The following is an 18224-nucleotide window of genomic DNA, read 5'->3' on the forward strand; positions in this document are numbered from 1 at the left end:
CTTTATTTTTTATCAAATTTTTTAAGTTTTTCATCATTTAAACTAAGTTCCATCTTACGAATTTCTTCCTCACCGCTACGGACTAATTTTTTATCATATTTAAAATACTTATTTTTAATTTTATTTGGATATTCTAAAGAATTAAGTAGATATTTAAATAAATTTATCCTTGCTTTCTTTTTACTATCTGAATTAATGATCACCCAAGGACATTTTGGTGTATTAGAAGCTAAAAGCATAGAATATTTGGCTAGAGTGTATTTATCCCATAATTCTTGTGATTTTTCATCAACAACAGAAAGTTTGTATTGTTTTAGCGGATCTGTTCTCCTTTGCTCAAAACGCCTTTTTTGCTCTTGTTTGGAAACTGAAAAATAAAATTTAAAAAATAAAATTCCACTATCAAGTAGCATTTCTTCAAAAGAAGACACCTCACGCAAGAATTTTTTATGCTCATTTGGAGTACAAAAGCCCATCACAGGTTCCACCCCTGCTCTATTATACCAAGATCTATCAAAAATCACTATCTCTCCTGCTGCAGGCAAATGTGTCACATAACGCTGAAAATACCACTGAGTTCTTTCCACATCACTTGGTTTTTCAAGTGCTACCACACGACAACCTCTAGGATTTAAATGTTCAATTAATCTTTTAATAGCACCACCTTTTCCTGCTGCATCACGCCCTTCAATTAAAATCAAAACTTTTAATCCTTTATCTTTGACATGATTTTGAAATTTTAAAAGCTCAATTTGTAATCTTCTAAGCTCGCTTTCATACTCAAGTGTTGATTTTTTCACTTTAATAAGAGTAAATTTATCCTTATCCACAACAAACTCCTTAATTTAGGATAATTATTAACTTAAATTTACCACAAATAAGTAAAATAAAACAAATTTAATTTTCAATTTCAAGGAGAAAAATGCGTTTTTTAGCGGTATTTTTTATTTTTTTAAATTTAGCTTTTGCTAACAATGGAGTATTATCACTTAATGAAGCCTTTAAACTCAATACTCACAGCAATAATCAAGGAATTTTTTTAAAAATCAATCTTGCAGATAGAATTTATCTTTATAAAGATCAAATCAAAGTAGAATTAGACTCTAATGATATTACTTCTTTATTAAATTTCCCACAAACTCAAACTAGAGAAAACAAAGAAGTAATTTTTAGCCAACTTGAACTTTTCATACCTCAATTATTATTAGATGATTTTATTAAAAACAACAAAGCAAAACTTTCCCTAGCTTATCAAGGTTGTTCAGAAGAAGGTTTATGCTATCGTCCTGTATATGTAAATTATGAGCTTAATAAACAAAATGGAATTTATACTATAAAATCAACTAAAGATCAATTTAAAAAGCAAAATGAAGATGAACAAATTGCTAATGATTTAAGTACGCAAAATATATTTATCACACTTTTGACTTTCTTTGGTTATGGCTTATTACTAGCATTTACTCCTTGCATTTTACCAATGATACCTATTCTTTCTTCATTAATTGCAATGAAGCTCAAAGACAAACCATCTAAAAAACATAGCTTTTATTTATCTTTTATCTATGTCTTTTTTATGTCTTTAGCTTATGCTATAGCAGGTGCTTTAGTAGGCCTTGCAGGGGCTAATGTACAAGGTTTATTACAACAACCTTGGATTATCATTACTTTTGCAGGCATTTTTGTATTACTTTCACTTTCTATGTTTGGACTTTATGAATTACAATTACCGCTTAAATTTCAAAATTTTATCAATAAAAAAATAGAAGGCAAAAATGGAGTTTTTGGTATAGCTATCATGGGCTTTTTATCAGCTCTTATTGTAGGTCCTTGCGTGGCTGCACCTTTAGCAGGAGCTTTGCTTTATATTACTAATAGTGGTGATGTATTTTTGGGAGGACTTTCTTTATTTGTGATGAGTTTTGGTATGGGCATGCCTTTACTCTTAATAGGTCTTGGAGGAAATCTTTTAAAAAGTGGGGCTTGGATGCTTAAGATAAAGATTTTCTTTGGTTTTATCATGCTCATTATGGCAGTTTGGATGCTAGAAAGAATACTTAGTGCAAATATCATTTTGATACTTTATGGAATTATAGGGATATTTTTTGCTAGTTTTATGGGTTTATTTGATGAAGCTAAAACTAATTTTGATAAATTTAAAAAAGCGAGTATGATTTTAGTTTTAACTTACAGTTTAAGCCTAATTTTAGGCGGCTCAATGGGTTCAAAAAGCTTACTAAAACCTCTTGAGTTTAACCTTGCTTCAAAAGAAAATAGCCCTAGTTTAAGTTTTAAAACCATTAAAAATTTAAAAGAACTTAAGCAAGAATTACAAAATTCTACCAAACCTGTTATGCTTGAATTTACAGCCGCTTGGTGTGAAAACTGCAAGCTCTTAGAAGAATATACTTTTACAGATGCTAAAGTACAAAATTTACTTGCTAATTATACACTTTTAAAAGCAGATGTAACACATAATAGCCAAGAAGATTTAGCTCTTATGAAAGAATTTGGAGTTTTTGGACCTCCTGTGATGATATTTTTTAACAAAAGTGAAGAAAAAGGACGCATTATAGGCTATGTAGATGCAAATGAATTTTTAAGTAAAGTTCCTTGATGAGCTCTATTAAATCTTTACAAATTGGCAAAATCAAAAACTATAATAAATTTCATTCAGCATTTATCAAGGATATTTATTTAGATTCTTTGCAAATTTATACAGATTGTATTCTTAATAATGAAATAGCCGATAAAATTCATCATGGAAATTTAGAAAAAGTTGTTTTTGTAAATAGTGTACAAAACTATACTTTATGGAATAATTATTTAAATAAATACTTAAATTTTGGAGAAATGGGAGAGAATTTAAGTATTGATGGTTTAAATGAAAATAATGTTTGTTGTGGAGATATACATGAGATAGGTACTTGTATTTTACAAGTAAGTCAACCGCGCAAGCCTTGTTTTAAAATTTCTAGCATACACAATCACTTAAATTTCACTCAAGAAATTTTCAAAAGTGGAAGAACTGGATGGTATTATAGAGTCTTAAAAGAAGGCATAATAAACAAAAACGACAAAATCAAAATCTTACAAAAAGATGAAACTAATTTAAGTATTATGGAGTTAAATCAATTATTTTTTAATCCTTTTAAAAATTCAAATTCTTTAGAAAAATTAGAAAAAATTTCCACCCTAGCAAAAGGATGGAAAGAGAGTGTTCAAGCTAGATTAAACCATACTTATGATAATTCTTATATGTTTATTTAAAAAATCCTTTTATCCCCATAAGCTGATATTGCCATAGTTTTTCTATAAAAATTTTAAGTTTTATTGCCAAAAGACCACTAATTGGTTTATGTAAAACCGTGCCAACTGCATAATCTTTTCCTATTGAACAAACGGTATTTCCACTCACAAAAGAAAATTCTTGTTTAAAATCTTTCTCATCAATCATAGCCATTAAAGCTTTAGCCACATAAGCTCCTTCTCTTAATGCAAGCTGGGCTGTTGGAGGATATGGAGTGTTAGTTTTAGGGTTTTTAAATAAACTATTATCGCCTATAAAAAAGTATTTTGATGAATTTTCAACATTTAATGGATGCATAAAAACATCTACTTCTATACGCGATCTTGTGCTTGGAAAATCTGAGCTATTTTCTATAACGCTATTACCTCTAACTCCTGCAGTCCAAATGATAGTATTAGCTTTAATAAATTCTCCCCCATCAAGCCTTATACCATTTTTTTCACATTCTATAATTTTAGATTTTTCATATACTTTCACACCAAGTGTCTCTAGCCTTTGCCTTGCTTTTAAAGCCAAACTTTTATCAAACATAGGTAAAATTTGATCCATAGCTTCAATAATAGAAAGTTCTAATTTCTCATAAGAAATTTGCTCTTTTTGACAAAATATTTTAAGCTCTTTAGCTAAAGAAGCTACAAATTCAACCCCGCTTAAGCCCCCGCCACAAACTGCGATTTTTAAATCATCTTCATTTTGGGTGGCTTTATAATTTTTTATTTTCTCATATATTATTTCATTAATTTTTAAAGCATTTTCATAATTATCTATACTCAAAGCATATTCTTGCATGCCTTTAATACTAAAAGTTTCTTTGGCAAAACCAAGCCCACATACTAAAATATCAAAGTCAAATTCATTATTTTTAGTAAAAACTTTGTCTTTAGAAATTTTTAAAACTTCATCTTGGATAAAGTTGATTTTTGGATTTAATAAAAGCAAAAGATCATATTTTGAACTATAAATATCTTCATTGGAAGCTACTTTGTGTAGTAAAATAGTATGATAATGATAAGAATTATTATTAATCAAACTCACTTGTGCTTTTTCAAAAAACTCATCAGGTAAGGCTTTTATAGCCGATAAAGTAGCATATCCTGCACCTAAAAACAAAATTTTCTTTTTTTGCATGGATTTTCCTTTAATTTGATAAAAAAATAAATAAAAATTTGGCATAATGGTATTATTTTTTATCTTAAAATATTTTTTATTTAAATTTAGCAAGGAAAAAGCATGCAAAGACAAACTTGGAGTAATACGCTAACTTATATCCTTACAGTAGCAGGAGCGACTATTGGTTTTGGAGCCACTTGGCGTTTTCCATATTTAGTGGGTGAAAATGGAGGCGGTGCTTATGTTTTGGCCTTTTGTATAGCTATGATTTTTATAGGAATTCCTGTGATTTTGGTCGAAAATGTCATAGGAAGACGCAGAATGCTAAATTCAGTCGATGCTTTTGGCGGAAAAACAAACGATGGAGTTAAAATATCTAATTCTTGGCAAGGTGTTGGCTATATGGGACTTTTAGGTAGTTTTGGAATCATGGCTTATTATATGGTAATAGGCGGATGGGTTTTAGCTTATATTTTTAAAATTATCATAGGCGATTTTAATCTTTCAAGTCCCATTAACGCTCAATATACAAGCGATTTTTATAGCTCTACTATAGAAAATAATCCTTTATTAATAGGAATTTTTACTACTATATTTGTGATAATTAATTGGATTATCTTAAAAAAAGGTGTGATTGATGGCATAGAAAAGTCAGTAAAATACCTTATGCCATTTTTGTTTATCTGCCTTTTGGTTGTTGTTGCACGCAATTTAACTCTTGAAGGAGCAAGCGAGGGTGTGAAATTTTACCTTACTCCTGATCTTTCTAAAATCACTCCCAAATTGTTTATAGATGTTTTAGGACAAGTATTTTTTGCCCTATCTTTAGGCTTTGGTGTAATGATAACCTTATCATCTCACCTTAAGAAAAATGAGAATTTAATCAAAACTTCTGTTTATACAGGAATTTTAAATACTCTCATAGCAGTGCTTGCTGGATTTATGATTTTCCCTGCTTTATTTAGCGTAGGTTTAACCCCTGATAGTGGGCCATCTTTGGTTTTTAAAACTTTACCTGTTGCATTTTCACATATACCTTTTGGAAGTATAATTTGCGTGTTTTTCTTTTTGCTTTTAATCATCGCTGCACTTACTACAAGCTTACCAATTTATCAAGTAATCATTAGTGTTTTAGAGGAAAAATTTAAACTAGCTAAAAATACCGCTATTAATCTAACACTTGGAAGTATTTTTGTTTTAGGGAATTTACCATGTATACTTACCTATGGTCCTTTAAGAGATATTACTATCATCAAAGGAAAAAATATTTTTGATAGCTTTGATTTTATTAGTGGAAATATATTCTTTGTTTTAACCGCATTTTTTTGTTGTATTTATGTAGGTTGGGTGCTTAAAAAAGATGCTATTTATGAACTTTCCAATCAAAATACCCTAAAAGGAAGTATTTTTAAACTATGGTATTATTATGTTAAATTTATTATACCTTTGATTATCTTAGTGATTTTTTATTTTGGAATTTTTTAATTTATACTCATAACGCTTTAGCATGCTTATATTTCCTTCAAGGCCTCCTTGATGGATATATAAGATTTTTCCACCAAATTGCTCTCTATGAGCTAATAAAGTTTTAAAACCCACCATATCATAAAGCAAATCAAACTCCACTCCACATTCTTTTTTTAAATCCTTATAAAGATCATAAAATTCCAAATAAGACTTAGCAAGATGATATTTTTTAGGTGGATTTAGTATGGTTAAATTACCAAAATCATAATTTGGCTCTAAGCTTAAAATTTGCTCTTTTAAATATGCACTATCGCCCACACAAGCACATGTAAAAACTTTAAATTTACTATGTTTAGCCAAAAAAGCCGCAGAAGTTCCTGTACCTGAAGGTAAAAAAATACTTACAGTTTCACTTAACTGCTCACTAAGCTCTAAGGCTAGTTGCTGGTATCCAAATTCAGCTTCTTTTATAGCCACACCCTCTTCTATAAAAATATCATCATCTTTTTTCAAGGCTAAAGCTTGCAGTCTTCTTGTGGGATAATTTATATTTTCTATCAACTTCACATTGTGTTTTAATGCAAATTCTAAATTTCCATGGGGATTTTCTTTTAAAAAAGAACTCATTTTTTCACAAACAAAAATAAGCGAAAAATCATTTTCGTAACAAAACTTAGCTAAAGCAACTAAAGCATTACTTTGAGAGGAGCCAAAAGAAATAAATCTTTGTCCTTTTTTAAATAAATGTTTATTTTTTTCAAATAAGGCTAGTTTTCTAGCCTTATTTCCATTAATATAACCTAGTAAATCATCTCTTTTGAGTAAAAATTCAAAATCTTTGTATTTTAAAACATCAATTCTACTTGCTATCAAGGTATTTTTCAACCTTTTCTAAAGCATTATTTGTATTGATATTAAACTTAATCTCTATTCTACGACTTGCCCCTTTGTCTTCTTTACCATCTTTCATAATCACATCAGAATAAGATCTACCACTTGCCATTAAAAGTTTTTGCAATCTTGGATCTTTGTAAAATGAGTGTATAAAACTCATCACAGCATAAGCTCTTTTTTGTGATAAATCAAGATTATATATATAAGAGCCTGCACTATCTGTGTGACCTTCTATGACTATATTTTCTATACTATTTAAGATATTTTCATCTTTTAAGATATTGTCAAAATACTGTGTTAAAATTGCCTTTAAATTCTCTTTTGCTTGAGCTTTTAGAGTAAAAGAATTTGTATCAAAAAGCACTTCAGAAGGTAAAACTATCGCGCCCGTATTAGAATCTAAGGTAATATTAGTATCAAATTTTGCTTGAAGATTTTTGATGGTATTTTCTTTGATTAATCCTAGTTCTTTGATTTTGCTTTTCGCCTCATCAAAATTACGCTCTAATTCTTTGATTTCCTCATCTTTTTTATTTAATCTTTCAAGTAAAGCAAAAATTTGCTGATCTTTTTCATCTAAACTTGAATTTAAATCTTGATTAAGTTTAGTAATATTAGCTTCTAAAGCTTGTTTTTGTTTGTTGATATTATCAAGTGTACTTGAGGTATTACTTAATTTTTGGCTAAGACTTTTTAAAATATCTTCTTTTTGATTTAATTCTTCTTTATTCTCTCTTAAGCGTTCTTCTTGTTTTTGCAAATTTTCTTTTATGATTTGTAAATCACTTTGAGTTAAAACATACTTAACAACTATAGCTCCAATAAGCAAAATAAATATAAAAAGCAAGCCTGCCATTAAATCTGCATAAGCTATCCAAAAATTATTTTCTTCATTGCTAGAATTATTTTTTATCATCTATTTTTTCATCTTCTTTTTGATTTTCAAGCTTTGCAATAACTTGTGTGGTTTGCTCATCTAATTCTTTGCTTTCTTCTTTAAATTCTTGCATTAGTGAAATTTTTTCGTCAATATTTTTTTCATCTTCATAAGCTTCTTTAAAAGTATGCATACCCTCTATAATACTTGCCCTAAAGCCTTCAAAAAGCTTAGTTTGATTATCAAGCATAAGATTTTGATATTTTTCAATATTATTTGAAAAATTATTTACCTTTTCATCTAAAGCACTCACACTTTTATCTAAATGCACAATCTTATCTGAACTCACATCTAAGAGTCTATTATATTGCTCTGAAATTCTTAAGGTTAAATCTTTTATGTTTGAATTTAACATATTTACCGCATTTGCAATCTCGCTATAAGTTTTAACAATATCTTTTTGCTCTCTTTGGGTTTTAGATAAATCACTCATAGTTTGTTTTACATGCTCACTGCTTAATCTTACAGCTTTTTCTTCAGCATTTACAAGTTCTTGAAAAACTTTGAATTTTCTATCTATTGTATTATCTAGTTCTTTAAAAAATTCTTCATTGCTTACATGTTCAAAAATCGTGCCTATTTTTTCAAAATGTTGCAAACTTTCTTGAAGATATTTTCTATCAATTTCTTCTTTAGACCAGAAAAAATCGCTTGTTGCGTTTTTTTGGCGATTTAGAAGTTTTTGGAATTTACTACTACCGTATTTTTCAAAAAATATCCACCAAAGTGCTAAGAAAATTCCATAAATTGATACATAAAAGGCTGTTCCTACTCCATTTAATAAAACTGAAATCTCTTGTTCTAAGCCTGCTGTATCGCTTGAATTAAAATTTGGCATAGACATGGCTATACTTATAAAAGTTCCTAAAATACCAAGCATAGGAAAAATAGCTGCACCCACAGAAGCAAAATTTTCATTTCTCAAATCTTTCACATAAGCATATGCAAAATCATCAAAGCTAGCATTTGACTTTGTTTCTTTACCTATAACTAAAAAATGCTTCATAATATAGCGTTTTAATATCAGCTTAAACTCATCTTTTTGTTGCTCAAAAATACTTGAAGCATAATCAGCACTATGTCTAGCAAAGATCAAAGCCACTAAAAAGATAATCCCTATCATTGCAACACTATGTAATTCTACTTTAAAATCAATCTTTCCAAAATACCCTAAAAGCACTAAAATATACAATATAGCAGGGATAAAAATAATCTTTAAATAAGCAACAATTCCTGTGCTACCTTTTCCTTCAGGTAATACAAGATCAGAAAAATCATCAGTTGTTTTAACTTCCATTTTATAAACCTTTGTTAATTTTACTCTAAAAATTTAAAATCTTCACAGGAAAATCAACTAAGAGTTATAAAACTCTTAGTTTCTATCGATACAATTTAAATCGCTAAAAGCGCACTCTAAGCGTTTGATCATACTCTCTTCGCCCGCTCTAAGCCATACTCTTGGATCATAATATTTTTTATTTGGCTTATCTTCTCCATCTGGATTACCAATTTGGCCTTGCAAATAAGCTTTATTTTTAAGCTCATACTCTCTAACACCATCCCAAAAAGCCCATTGTGTATCTGTATCAATATTCATCTTAATTACACCATAGCTAAGTGCTGCTTTGATATCCTCTATATCGCTACCACTGCCACCATGGAAAACAAAATTGATTGGTTTATCTTCACCAAGATTGAATTTTTCTTTTACATAATTTTGAGAGTTTTTAAGAATTTCAGGTCTTAAAATCACATTTCCTGGTTTATATACTCCATGTACATTACCAAAACTAGCTGCAATTGAAAATCTATCACTAATTTTAGAAAGTCTCTCATAAGCTAATGCTACATCTTCAGGCTGAGTGTATAATTTTGCATTATCAATATTAGTATTATCCACTCCATCTTCTTCACCACCCGTACATCCTAGCTCAAGCTCTAAAGAAATTCCAAGCTCAGACATTTGTTTTAAATAATTCTCACAAGTGCCTAGATTACTTTCTAAATCCTCTTCACTTAAATCAATCATATGAGAGCTAAACAAAGGCTTACCTGTTTCTTTTTTAAACTCAATATTTGCTTCAATCAAAGCATCAATCCAAGGAAGTAATTTTCTAGCAGCATGATCTGTGTGTAAAATTACTGGAACTCCATAAGCTTTTGCCATTAAATGCACATGTCTTGCACCACTTATAGCACCAAGCACATCAGCTTTTGGACAAGCTTTTCCTGCTACAAATTTAGCTCCACCATTTGAAAATTGAATAATCACAGGTGAATTAACTTTTTTAGCACTTTCTAAAACCGCATTAATAGAATTTGTCCCCACGACATTTACCGCAGGGATAGCAAATCCTTCTTTTTTTGCATAATTATATACGGTATTTAGATCATCGCCACTTAAAACACCTGGTTTGACAAGATCTAATACACCCATTATTTATATTCCACTTTTGCTTTTTGACGAAGCTCTTGAGCTTTTTTATTCATAAGTTCTTTAAATTCTTCCATTTTGATATTGCTTTCAATACCTGCTTTTACTTCATTATAACTCATAGTACTTTTCGCTCTAGCATCTTCTTTTAAAATAATATGATATCCAAAATCACTTTTTACTGGTGTTTTAGAAATAGTGCCTTTTTTCATAGAAAAAGCTGCATCAGCAAATGGTTTTACCATAGTTGATTCAGCAAACCATCCAAGATCACCACCTTGAGCCGAAGAACCTTTGTCGATTGATTTTTCTTTTGCAAGTTGAGCAAATTTATCATTTAAAGCTTTTCCACTTAACTTACTAAGCTCGGCAATAATATCTTTAGCTTCTTTTTCACTAGTTACCAAAATATGCTTAGCTTTTACTTGAGCTGGTTTAGTAAATTTATCTTTATTTGCTTCATAGTATTTTTTAGCCTTAGCATCATCATTTTTGATAGAATCAAAAATTTTCTTTTGATAGATATTTACCATGATAGCTTCTTTAGCACGCTCTAATTCTTCTTTATATGAAGGATCATTTTCTATTTTTTGAGCTTTAGCGTCTTTTAATACAAGTTGTTGGATGATATATTGATCAATGATTGCTTTTTTTTGTTCAGCTGGTAAGTCAGTGATTTTAGCACCTCTTAACATAGGAGCAAAAAACTCATTTACTTCTGTATCGCTAATATTGTTTCCATCAAGGGTTGCAACCACCGCAGCATTTAAACTCAAACCTGTTAATAAAGCCGCAGCAACTAAAGAAATTTTTTTCATTGTTTTTCCTTTGAAATAGTTTTGTTGATTTTATTATATCTAAACTTTATTTAAAGCCGATTAACATACAATAAGTTTATGAAAAGAAATTTAGAAATTAAAGAATTATTTTTAAAACATTTTGGACAAGCAAAAACAGAATTAGTTTTTAGTAATGCTTATGAACTTATAGTTTGTGTTATGCTTTCAGCTCAATGTACTGATAAAAGGGTTAATCTCATCACACCTGCTTTATTTAAAGCTTACCCTAGTGTGCAAGATTTAGCTAAGGCAAATTTATCTTCTTTAAAACTTTTGATTAATTCTTGCTCATTTTATAATAATAAAGCACAAAATTTAATCAAAATGGCTCAAGCAGTTTGCGAGCAATTTAATGGTGAAATTCCAATGGACGAGCAAGATTTGAAAACTCTAGCAGGCGTAGGACAAAAAACTGCACATGTAGTGATGATAGAATGGTGCGGGGCTAATTGCATGGCTGTAGATACCCATGTATTTAGAGTTTCACACAGACTTAATCTTAGCAAAGCCAAAACTCCTGAAGAAACCGAAAAAGACTTAACTAAAATTTTTAAAGATAATCTAAACTATCTTCATCAAGCTATGGTGCTTTTTGGGCGTTATACATGTAAAGCTAAAAATCCTTTATGCAAAGAGTGCTTTTTAAATCATTTATGCAAAAGTAAAGATAAGAAAATTTAATCTAGCACCAATTTAGTGCTAGATGATTTTAATGAAAGAATGGTAGATACAAGAAAGCATTGATCACTAAAGCATTTACTATATCTATGAAAAACGCACCCACTAAAGGTACAATAATAAATGCCATATGGCTCATACCATAGTGATTTGTTACAGTTTGCATATTTACCATAGCTGTTGGAGTAGCGCCCAAACCAAAACCACAATGTCCTGCTGCTAAAACTGCTGCGTCATAATCTTTTCCACATACCCTAAAAGTGATAAATATAGCATAAGCAGCCATCATAGCAACCTGAACAGCTAAAATTACCAACATCGGTAGTGCAAGAGTTACTAAATCCCAAAGATTAATAGTCATTAGAGCTAAAGCTAAAAATAAAGACAAGCTTACATTACCTAAAACTGATACTTCTCTATCAAATACATGATGAATTTTTGTAGCTGATAAAACATTTCTTAAAACCACACCTACAAAAAGACAATACACAAAAGTTGGTAAAGTAAAACCTGTATTTGTTTTAATATAAGTAGACAAAGCACTACCTATTAATAAACATAAAGCAATTAATGCCAAAGATTCTATAAAAGAAGAAGGTGTGATTAGTCTTTCTTTTTCTGGAGACTGGAAATTTAAAATCGCATCTTTATCATCATTTTGCTTTGGAACTACTAACTTATATTTATTGACTAAATATCTTGCAACAGGCCCACCTATGATACCACCTGAAATAAGCCCAAAAGTAGCACAAGCAATAGCAACAGTAGTTGCACTAGAGTAAAAATAAGGTTCTTTAATAAATTCAGCTGCCCATGCTGCACCTGTTCCATGACCGCCACTCATTGTAACAGAACCTGCTATAAGTCCCATTAGTGGATTTTGCCCCATAGCACTTGCCACACCTATGCCAACTATATTTTGCGCAAAAAGCAAGCCAACAACAACAACTAAAAAAATTGCTAATTTTCTTCCACCCTTTTTTAAAGAAGCAAAATCAGCTAACAAACCAATACTTGAAAAAAATGCAAGCATTAAAGGATCTTTCATAGATTCATCAAATTTAATATCCAATGAGAAGAAACTATGTAAGATCAAAAGAATAATCGCAGCAATCCCACCACCAACAACTGGCTCAGGGATATTATAATCACGAAGAAATTTTACCCTTTTAATGACAAATACGCCTAAAAGCAATACTATAACCATAGTAACTAGCGTTGCATAAAAATCAAATTTCATAATTCTCCTTTGTTTGATTTATTTATCAATTGTATTCTAAATGACTTTAAAACAACGCAAATAAACAACACTCTTTTCTTATAATATTACAAAATGAAACACTTTTAGTCTTTTTTACTCTGAAATTAAAACAATATTATGATATAAATTAATATTTTTAAGCAAAGATAGCTTTGCTCTGCTAAGCTCTTGGAGTGAATTTATAAACAAAGCGTCCGCATCAAGATAATCTTTTAATTCACTGCGACCTAATTCATATTTTTCTAAATATAGCTGTGTAATTTTTTCTTGATTAACATTAATGTCTTTTACTAATTTTAACAAATCATTATAATACTTGTCATTTTCATAACAAAAATTAAATTCATGGATAGTTCTTTGTAATACATCTTTATATTCAACCAAACGAGCTTGGTATGTTAATTCAGAAATTTTTACATTTTGTTTTACTCTATAAAAGTCCAAAAATGGTAAGTCAATGGCGACATTGCCTCCTAAAATTAAAAATTTAAAACTTTCATCAATATTCTTATCATTCCCATCTAAATTTCCCAATATTTTTATGCTAGGTAAAATACTTTTTTGCACACTTGTATAATCCTTGTAAGAAGCCATAAGTTGATTTAGTTTTGCTTGAACTTGTGGTCTATAAGCAAGCATTTTTAATTCTATATCAAAATTAATTTTTTGCAAAGAAAAATCTTCAAGAGTATAATTTAGCATTTTATTAATCAAATGCTCATCATCTTTACCCAGTAAGTCTTTTATATTTTTAAGAGTTAAGTCTTTATTTTGCAAATTTGTAATGATATTTTGTTTAGTGTTTAATAAAGATTTTTTAATATTTAAAAGATCTATATATTCAACTTTTCCATAATTAAGTTTAGTAGTATAAATTTCTAGCATTTGCTCTAGATTTTTTAAATGTTTGTTTAATAAATGATCTACATCATTGAAATAAATAAATTCAAAAATACTATTTATCGCTAAATTAATCGTATCAAGCTCTAAAGAGTGCAACTCATACTCACTCGCCTTTGCTAAAAATTCAGAACTAGCAACTTGATCTGAAATTTTGCCATATATATCAAGCTCATAATTTAACATAATGCCATTTGAAAAACTATGCGTTTTTGTGCCATTGTTTAAATTTTTTCTTATATTTGCACCAAAATTTCCACTCAAAGTAGGATAAAGATCTAAATTTAAAAGCTTATATCTAGCTAAGGTACTTAAAAAATTAACCCTTGCTATATTTAAGTCTTTATTATTATCAATAATAGCTTTTAAGATATTATTTAAGTCTTGATTGTTATATTTTTCCCACCAAGCCTTGCTTGCGTTAAAATCTTCAAAATATTCTTTTTTTATTTGTTCTTGAGATACTTGTTCTAATTTTACTCCTACGCAGGCATTTAAAAAAAAGGCTATAAAAAATAATAAAAATATTCTCATCTCATTCCTTTGATAAAGCACTAATAGGATTTAAATTTGCTGCATTTTTTGCTGGGAAAAATCCAAAAACCACTCCGATTAAAACCGAACTTAAAAGCCCTAAAAATACCGAATTTAATGAAAGTATCATCGTAAAACCAAAATTTAAAGAATTAAATACTTCAATGATAATAAAAGAAAGCATTACTCCAAAAATAGCCCCTAAAGAACAAATCAACACAGCTTCGATTAAAAACTGCATTAAAATATCTTCTTTTCTAGCTCCAATAGCCATTCTAACTCCAATTTCTCTTGTGCGCTCACTTACTGAAACAAGCATGATATTCATCACACCAATACCACCTACTATCAAAGATACCACTGCAATAGAAGAAATAAGTAAAGTCAAAGTAGCAGTATTTTCCTCAATGGCATTTTTAATCGCGTCAGAATTTATAGTGAAAAAATCTTTTTTTCCACGTTTAATCTCTAAAATTTTTACCATAGCTTCTTCAGCCAAAGCAGGATTTACCTCATCTTTTACCTTAGTTACTATGGCTCTTATTTGTTTATCTCCTGTGATTTTATTCATCAAAGTAGAATAAGGAGTATAAATTTTAATGGTATTTTCATCAGCTCTAAAGCCTTTATTATCTCTTTCTTTTTTTAAAACACCAACTATAGTTAAAGGTTGCTTGTTAAAAATCACGCTTTTACCTAAAACATCTTTAACGCTGATATTATCAAATAAAATTCTCAAAGCATTTTCATCTATAATGCAAATATTAGTATTATCTTTTATATCTTCATTATTAATAAACCTACCATCTACCATCACAAAACCCCTAAGTCTTAGATGATTTGGTCCTACTCCATAAATTCTAGCTTGTAAAGAATTATTCTTATAAGTTACCACCCCTATTTTACCCACATCTGCTTCTATTGCTTCTAAATAAGGCAAAGAGCTTAAGGTTTTTAAATCACTTAAATTAAGCCTTGTTCTACCTGATCGAACATCCCCCAAACCACGCCCTGAAACAACTTCTATGGTATTAGTCCCAATAGAGCTAATAGAAGCAAGTATGTTTTGTTGGGCTCCAAGCCCTAAAGCAACCACGCAAACTACTGAAGCTATGCCTATGATAATACCAAGCATAGTAAGCAAAGAGCGTAGTTTGTGTGCTACAATGGAAGTTATAGACATTTTCAAACTTTCAAAAAGCTGATTTTTAAGCAAATTAAAGCTTTTTTTCTCTTTTGGCATTAACTTAGCTTTTATTTCATCTGCTTTTTTTACACCATTATCGCTTATAATCTTACCATCTTTAATTTCTATAACTCTTTTTGCTCTAGCAGCTATTTCCCTATCATGAGTGACTAAAACTACGGTGTGTCCTTGCTCATTTAGTTTATTTAAAATTTCTAAAACCATCTTACCGCTTTTAGAATCAAGCGCACCCGTTGGCTCATCTGCTAAAATAAGCTCGCCACCATTTATCAAAGCTCTTGCTATAGAAACTCTTTGCTGTTGCCCACCACTTAGTTCATTTGGCTTAGAAAGTTCTTTATGATCAAGCTCTAAAAAAGAAAGTAATTCTTTAGCCTTTTGTGATCTTTCTTGTTTGTTTTTTCCTGCATAAACAGCAGGTAAGGCTACATTATCTTTAGCATTTAAAAGACTAAGCAAATTATATCTTTGGAAAATAAAACCAATTTTTTCGCGTCTAATTCTTGCTTTTTCATCTTTGCTTAAATTTGTAACTTCATATTGTTCTAAAAAGTATTTTCCACTACTTGGCTCATCAAGTGTGCCTATAATATTTAAAAGAGAGGTTTTACCACTTCCTGATTGTCCTATAATGGCTACAAATTCTCCCTTTTGAATATAAAGATTAATATTTTCTAAAATAGTTGTATTATTAATCTTTTTTTGTATATTTTCTAAGCGTATCATTTTTTATTTTTACCTATGATAACTAAATCACCCTCATTAATACCATCTAAAATTTGAGTATTTAAACTATCTTTGATACCTAATTTAACAGGTGTTTTTACACTTATATTATTGGCTTTTAAAATTTCTACATAATAACCACTTGTATCGCTTTTTATAGCCAAAGTTGGTATAACTAAAGTATTATTTTCTGTTTTAATAGCAATTTCATTTTCTGTACTCATACCTATGCGTAAAAAATTATTATCATTTTTTACAAAAACCCTTGCATAATAATATACAGCGCTAGTGCTAGTACTTGAGTTTGAGTTTAAATTTGTATTGCTTGTTGCATCACTTATGGTAGTATTTGCTGGATCTATACTTGAAATAGTTGCTTCATATTTTTTATCAGGCTCATTTAAAATGCTAAATTTTACCTTTTTTCCAACACTGATTTTATTAATATCAGCTTCAGCTATTTGCATACGAATTTCCATTTCACTTAAATCAGCCAAGCGCACTATACTTGGTGTATTTTGGTTTGCATTTACAGTTTGCCCCTCTTCAACTGCTACATTGATAATCTCACCCTTACTAGGTGCAGTTATAGTAGTATAAGCTAAATCTTTTTGAGCATTTTTTAAAGAAATTTCAAGTTGAGTAGTTTGAGCTTTTAAATCAGCCACATTTGCTCTTAAGGCATAAAAAGTATTTTTAAGATTTTCAAGATTTTCTAAAGAGGTAGCCTTTTTAGTATAAAGCTTTTGCTCTCTTTGGTATTGTTTAGTAGCTATATCAAGAGCAATTTTTTTACTTTCTAAATTTGCCTTTGCACTTTCAAGTCTAGCTTTGGTAATATCTAAATCATTTTGTTGTTTATCTTTATCAATTTGCGCGATTAAATCACCCTCATTAACACGATCGCCCAATTTTACATATAGTTTAGTAATTTGCCCACTAACTTGTGCACCAACATCAACTTGGGTTTTTGCATAAACTTCACCTATTGCTTCTATGCTTTGAGTAATGTCTTGTTTTTTAACCTCATAAGTTAGATAATTATATTCTTCCTTATTTGCAAAAAAGTAAAAATACACCCCTATAATAAGTATAATCAAAAATATGCTCAAATAAATTATTTTTTTCATTTTAATCCTTTAAAAACCGCATAATAAAACATTTGTGTGAAGTAAAAATAAAATTGTAGCAATAAAATATAATTTTAACAATTTTAAAGCTTATAAGATATAAGATAAATTAAACTAAAAATAAGGAAATTATATGCAAGATTATTTAAATTTAATGCAAAATCGCTCTTCTATTAGAGCATATACTCAAGAAAAAATTTCTAGAGAGAACTTAGAATATATCTTAGAATGTGCTAGATTATCTCCTAGTTCCTTAGGACTTGAGCCTTGGAAATTCTTAGTTTTTCAAAAAGATGAACATAAAAAAGAAATTGCAAAAATAGCTAACAATCAAAATCATGTAGCAAATTGTGCTGCTATTATTGTTGTGATCTCAAGAGCTGATTTTAAAGATTATTTTGAAGAAAAACTAAAAAAGCGTGGTTTAAGTCAAGAAGAGTTAAATAAACGCTTACAAACCTATAAGCCATTTTTAGACACAATGGATTTAGAACAAAGTTTTATTTATGCAAAAGAGCAAAGTCATCTTGCCATTGCAAATATTATCAATGCTGCTTATAGTTTAAATTTAGGTTCGTGTATTATCGGTGGCTTTGATAAAGATAAAATCAATCAATATTTAAATTTAGACACCGCTAAACAAAGAGTATCTATGCTCATTGCTCTAGGACATGCCCAAAAAAATTCTAGTACAGAAAAAGCTCGTTTTGCATTTAATGAAGTGGTAGAATTTAAAGATTAATCAAATATCAAAACTCCATTTAAATTTTATATAATAAAATAATATTTTTAAAATAAAA

At 29.4% G+C, this 18224-nt stretch carries 16 protein-coding genes; 5 read left to right on the forward strand and 11 right to left on the reverse strand.

The window, feature by feature from the left end:
* Window positions 1-2: 2 nt before the first annotated feature.
* On the reverse strand, window positions 3-845 hold the full coding sequence (gene ppk2, locus L8X33_RS01590; RefSeq protein ID WP_220567128.1) for a polyphosphate kinase 2: 843 nt from the start codon (window positions 843-845) through the stop codon (window positions 3-5).
* 77 nt (window positions 846-922) lie between these two features.
* On the opposite strand from ppk2, the gene dsbD reads away from it, so the two are divergent.
* Together dsbD and L8X33_RS01600 are read left to right on the forward strand one after the other, a co-directional pair.
* A complete protein-coding gene (gene dsbD, locus L8X33_RS01595) occupies window positions 923-2614 on the forward strand; it encodes a protein-disulfide reductase DsbD (protein WP_263669781.1) in 1692 nt (563 codons plus the stop codon).
* Entirely contained in the window at window positions 2614-3267 is a 654-nt protein-coding gene (locus tag L8X33_RS01600; protein WP_263669782.1) for an MOSC domain-containing protein, read from the forward strand. Before dsbD ends, L8X33_RS01600 begins: the two co-directional genes overlap by 1 nt.
* Here the strand turns inward: L8X33_RS01600 and L8X33_RS01605 are convergent.
* Window positions 3260-4435: an NAD(P)/FAD-dependent oxidoreductase gene (locus L8X33_RS01605; protein ID WP_263669783.1), complete on the reverse strand. Its 1176-nt coding sequence runs from the start codon at window positions 4433-4435 to the stop codon at window positions 3260-3262. The genes L8X33_RS01600 and L8X33_RS01605 overlap by 8 nt on opposite strands.
* Before the next feature lie 102 nt (window positions 4436-4537).
* Here L8X33_RS01605 and L8X33_RS01610 point away from each other — a divergent pair, with 102 nt between their 5' ends.
* Window positions 4538-5902, forward strand: coding sequence for a sodium-dependent transporter (locus L8X33_RS01610; protein ID WP_263669784.1), 1365 nt, complete (start codon window positions 4538-4540; stop codon window positions 5900-5902).
* Here the strand turns inward: L8X33_RS01610 and L8X33_RS01615 are convergent.
* From L8X33_RS01615 to L8X33_RS01635, 5 genes are all read right to left on the reverse strand, one after another.
* Window positions 5873-6757, reverse strand: coding sequence for a 1-aminocyclopropane-1-carboxylate deaminase/D-cysteine desulfhydrase (locus L8X33_RS01615; protein ID WP_263669785.1), 885 nt, complete (start codon window positions 6755-6757; stop codon window positions 5873-5875). The two genes, L8X33_RS01610 and L8X33_RS01615, sit on opposite strands and share 30 nt — an antisense overlap.
* Window positions 6744-7694 carry an OmpA family protein gene (locus L8X33_RS01620; RefSeq protein WP_263669786.1) on the reverse strand — a complete coding sequence of 317 codons (951 nt, stop codon included), beginning with the start codon at window positions 7692-7694 and terminating at the stop codon, window positions 6744-6746. The genes L8X33_RS01615 and L8X33_RS01620 overlap by 14 nt, the downstream gene beginning before the upstream one ends.
* On the reverse strand, window positions 7681-9012 hold the full coding sequence (locus L8X33_RS01625) for a MotA/TolQ/ExbB proton channel family protein (RefSeq protein ID WP_263660932.1): 1332 nt from the start codon (window positions 9010-9012) through the stop codon (window positions 7681-7683). The genes L8X33_RS01620 and L8X33_RS01625 overlap by 14 nt, the downstream gene beginning before the upstream one ends.
* A gap of 75 nt (window positions 9013-9087) precedes the next feature.
* Entirely contained in the window at window positions 9088-10152 is a 1065-nt protein-coding gene (gene fbaA, locus L8X33_RS01630) for a class II fructose-bisphosphate aldolase (protein ID WP_133318824.1), read from the reverse strand.
* On the reverse strand, window positions 10152-10967 hold the full coding sequence (locus L8X33_RS01635) for a peptidylprolyl isomerase (protein ID WP_133318823.1): 816 nt from the start codon (window positions 10965-10967) through the stop codon (window positions 10152-10154). The genes fbaA and L8X33_RS01635 overlap by 1 nt, the downstream gene beginning before the upstream one ends.
* A 78-nt stretch (window positions 10968-11045) precedes the next feature.
* On the opposite strand from L8X33_RS01635, the gene nth reads away from it, so the two are divergent.
* Complete coding sequence (gene nth, locus L8X33_RS01640; protein WP_133318822.1) at window positions 11046-11669, forward strand: endonuclease III; 624 nt, start codon at window positions 11046-11048, stop codon at window positions 11667-11669.
* 28 nt (window positions 11670-11697) lie between these two features.
* On the opposite strand, the gene gltS is transcribed toward nth, so the two are convergent.
* The 4 genes from gltS to L8X33_RS01660 all read right to left on the reverse strand — a co-directional run bounded on the left by gltS (window position 11698) and on the right by L8X33_RS01660 (window position 17424).
* Window positions 11698-12906, reverse strand: a complete 1209-nt coding sequence (gene gltS / locus L8X33_RS01645) for a sodium/glutamate symporter (RefSeq protein ID WP_133318821.1) — start codon at window positions 12904-12906, stop codon at window positions 11698-11700.
* Between the two features lie 114 nt (window positions 12907-13020).
* The gene (locus L8X33_RS01650; protein ID WP_263669787.1) at window positions 13021-14361 is read right to left on the reverse strand and encodes a TolC family protein; all 1341 of its coding nucleotides are present in this window, start codon (window positions 14359-14361) and stop codon (window positions 13021-13023) included.
* A gap of 1 nt (window position 14362) precedes the next feature.
* A complete protein-coding gene (locus L8X33_RS01655) occupies window positions 14363-16294 on the reverse strand; it encodes an ABC transporter permease (RefSeq protein WP_263669788.1) in 1932 nt (643 codons plus the stop codon).
* The gene (locus L8X33_RS01660) at window positions 16291-17424 is read right to left on the reverse strand and encodes an efflux RND transporter periplasmic adaptor subunit (protein ID WP_263669789.1); all 1134 of its coding nucleotides are present in this window, start codon (window positions 17422-17424) and stop codon (window positions 16291-16293) included. Before L8X33_RS01660 ends, L8X33_RS01655 begins: the two co-directional genes overlap by 4 nt.
* 133 nt (window positions 17425-17557) lie before the next feature.
* Here L8X33_RS01660 and L8X33_RS01665 point away from each other — a divergent pair, with 133 nt between their 5' ends.
* Complete coding sequence (locus L8X33_RS01665) at window positions 17558-18166, forward strand: NAD(P)H-dependent oxidoreductase (protein WP_263669790.1); 609 nt, start codon at window positions 17558-17560, stop codon at window positions 18164-18166.
* Window positions 18167-18224: the final 58 nt, after the last annotated feature.

Source organism: Campylobacter sp. CNRCH_2014_2849 (assembly GCF_025772845.1).
Classification (GTDB): domain Bacteria; phylum Campylobacterota; class Campylobacteria; order Campylobacterales; family Campylobacteraceae; genus Campylobacter_D; species Campylobacter_D lari_D.

Bases quoted from the DNA above. Each gene is read 5' to 3' on its own strand.
- L8X33_RS01635 (WP_133318823.1), bottom strand. From the start codon at position 10,967: ATGAAAAAAATTTCTTTAGTTGCTGCGGCTTTATTAACAGGTTTGAGT.
- L8X33_RS01650 (WP_263669787.1), bottom strand. From the start codon at position 14,361: ATGAGAATATTTTTATTATTTTTTATAGCCTTTTTTTTAAATGCCTGC.
- fbaA (WP_133318824.1), bottom strand. From the start codon at position 10,152: ATGGGTGTATTAGATCTTGTCAAACCAGGTGTTTTAAGTGGCGATGAT.
- L8X33_RS01655 (WP_263669788.1), bottom strand. From the start codon at position 16,294: ATGATACGCTTAGAAAATATACAAAAAAAGATTAATAATACAACTATT.
- dsbD (WP_263669781.1), top strand. From the start codon at position 923: ATGCGTTTTTTAGCGGTATTTTTTATTTTTTTAAATTTAGCTTTTGCT.
- nth (WP_133318822.1), top strand. From the start codon at position 11,046: ATGAAAAGAAATTTAGAAATTAAAGAATTATTTTTAAAACATTTTGGA.
- L8X33_RS01610 (WP_263669784.1), top strand. From the start codon at position 4,538: ATGCAAAGACAAACTTGGAGTAATACGCTAACTTATATCCTTACAGTA.
- L8X33_RS01625 (WP_263660932.1), bottom strand. From the start codon at position 9,012: ATGGAAGTTAAAACAACTGATGATTTTTCTGATCTTGTATTACCTGAA.
- L8X33_RS01660 (WP_263669789.1), bottom strand. From the start codon at position 17,424: ATGAAAAAAATAATTTATTTGAGCATATTTTTGATTATACTTATTATA.
- L8X33_RS01665 (WP_263669790.1), top strand. From the start codon at position 17,558: ATGCAAGATTATTTAAATTTAATGCAAAATCGCTCTTCTATTAGAGCA.
- L8X33_RS01620 (WP_263669786.1), bottom strand. From the start codon at position 7,694: ATGATAAAAAATAATTCTAGCAATGAAGAAAATAATTTTTGGATAGCT.
- gltS (WP_133318821.1), bottom strand. From the start codon at position 12,906: ATGAAATTTGATTTTTATGCAACGCTAGTTACTATGGTTATAGTATTG.
- L8X33_RS01600 (WP_263669782.1), top strand. From the start codon at position 2,614: ATGAGCTCTATTAAATCTTTACAAATTGGCAAAATCAAAAACTATAAT.
- L8X33_RS01605 (WP_263669783.1), bottom strand. From the start codon at position 4,435: ATGCAAAAAAAGAAAATTTTGTTTTTAGGTGCAGGATATGCTACTTTA.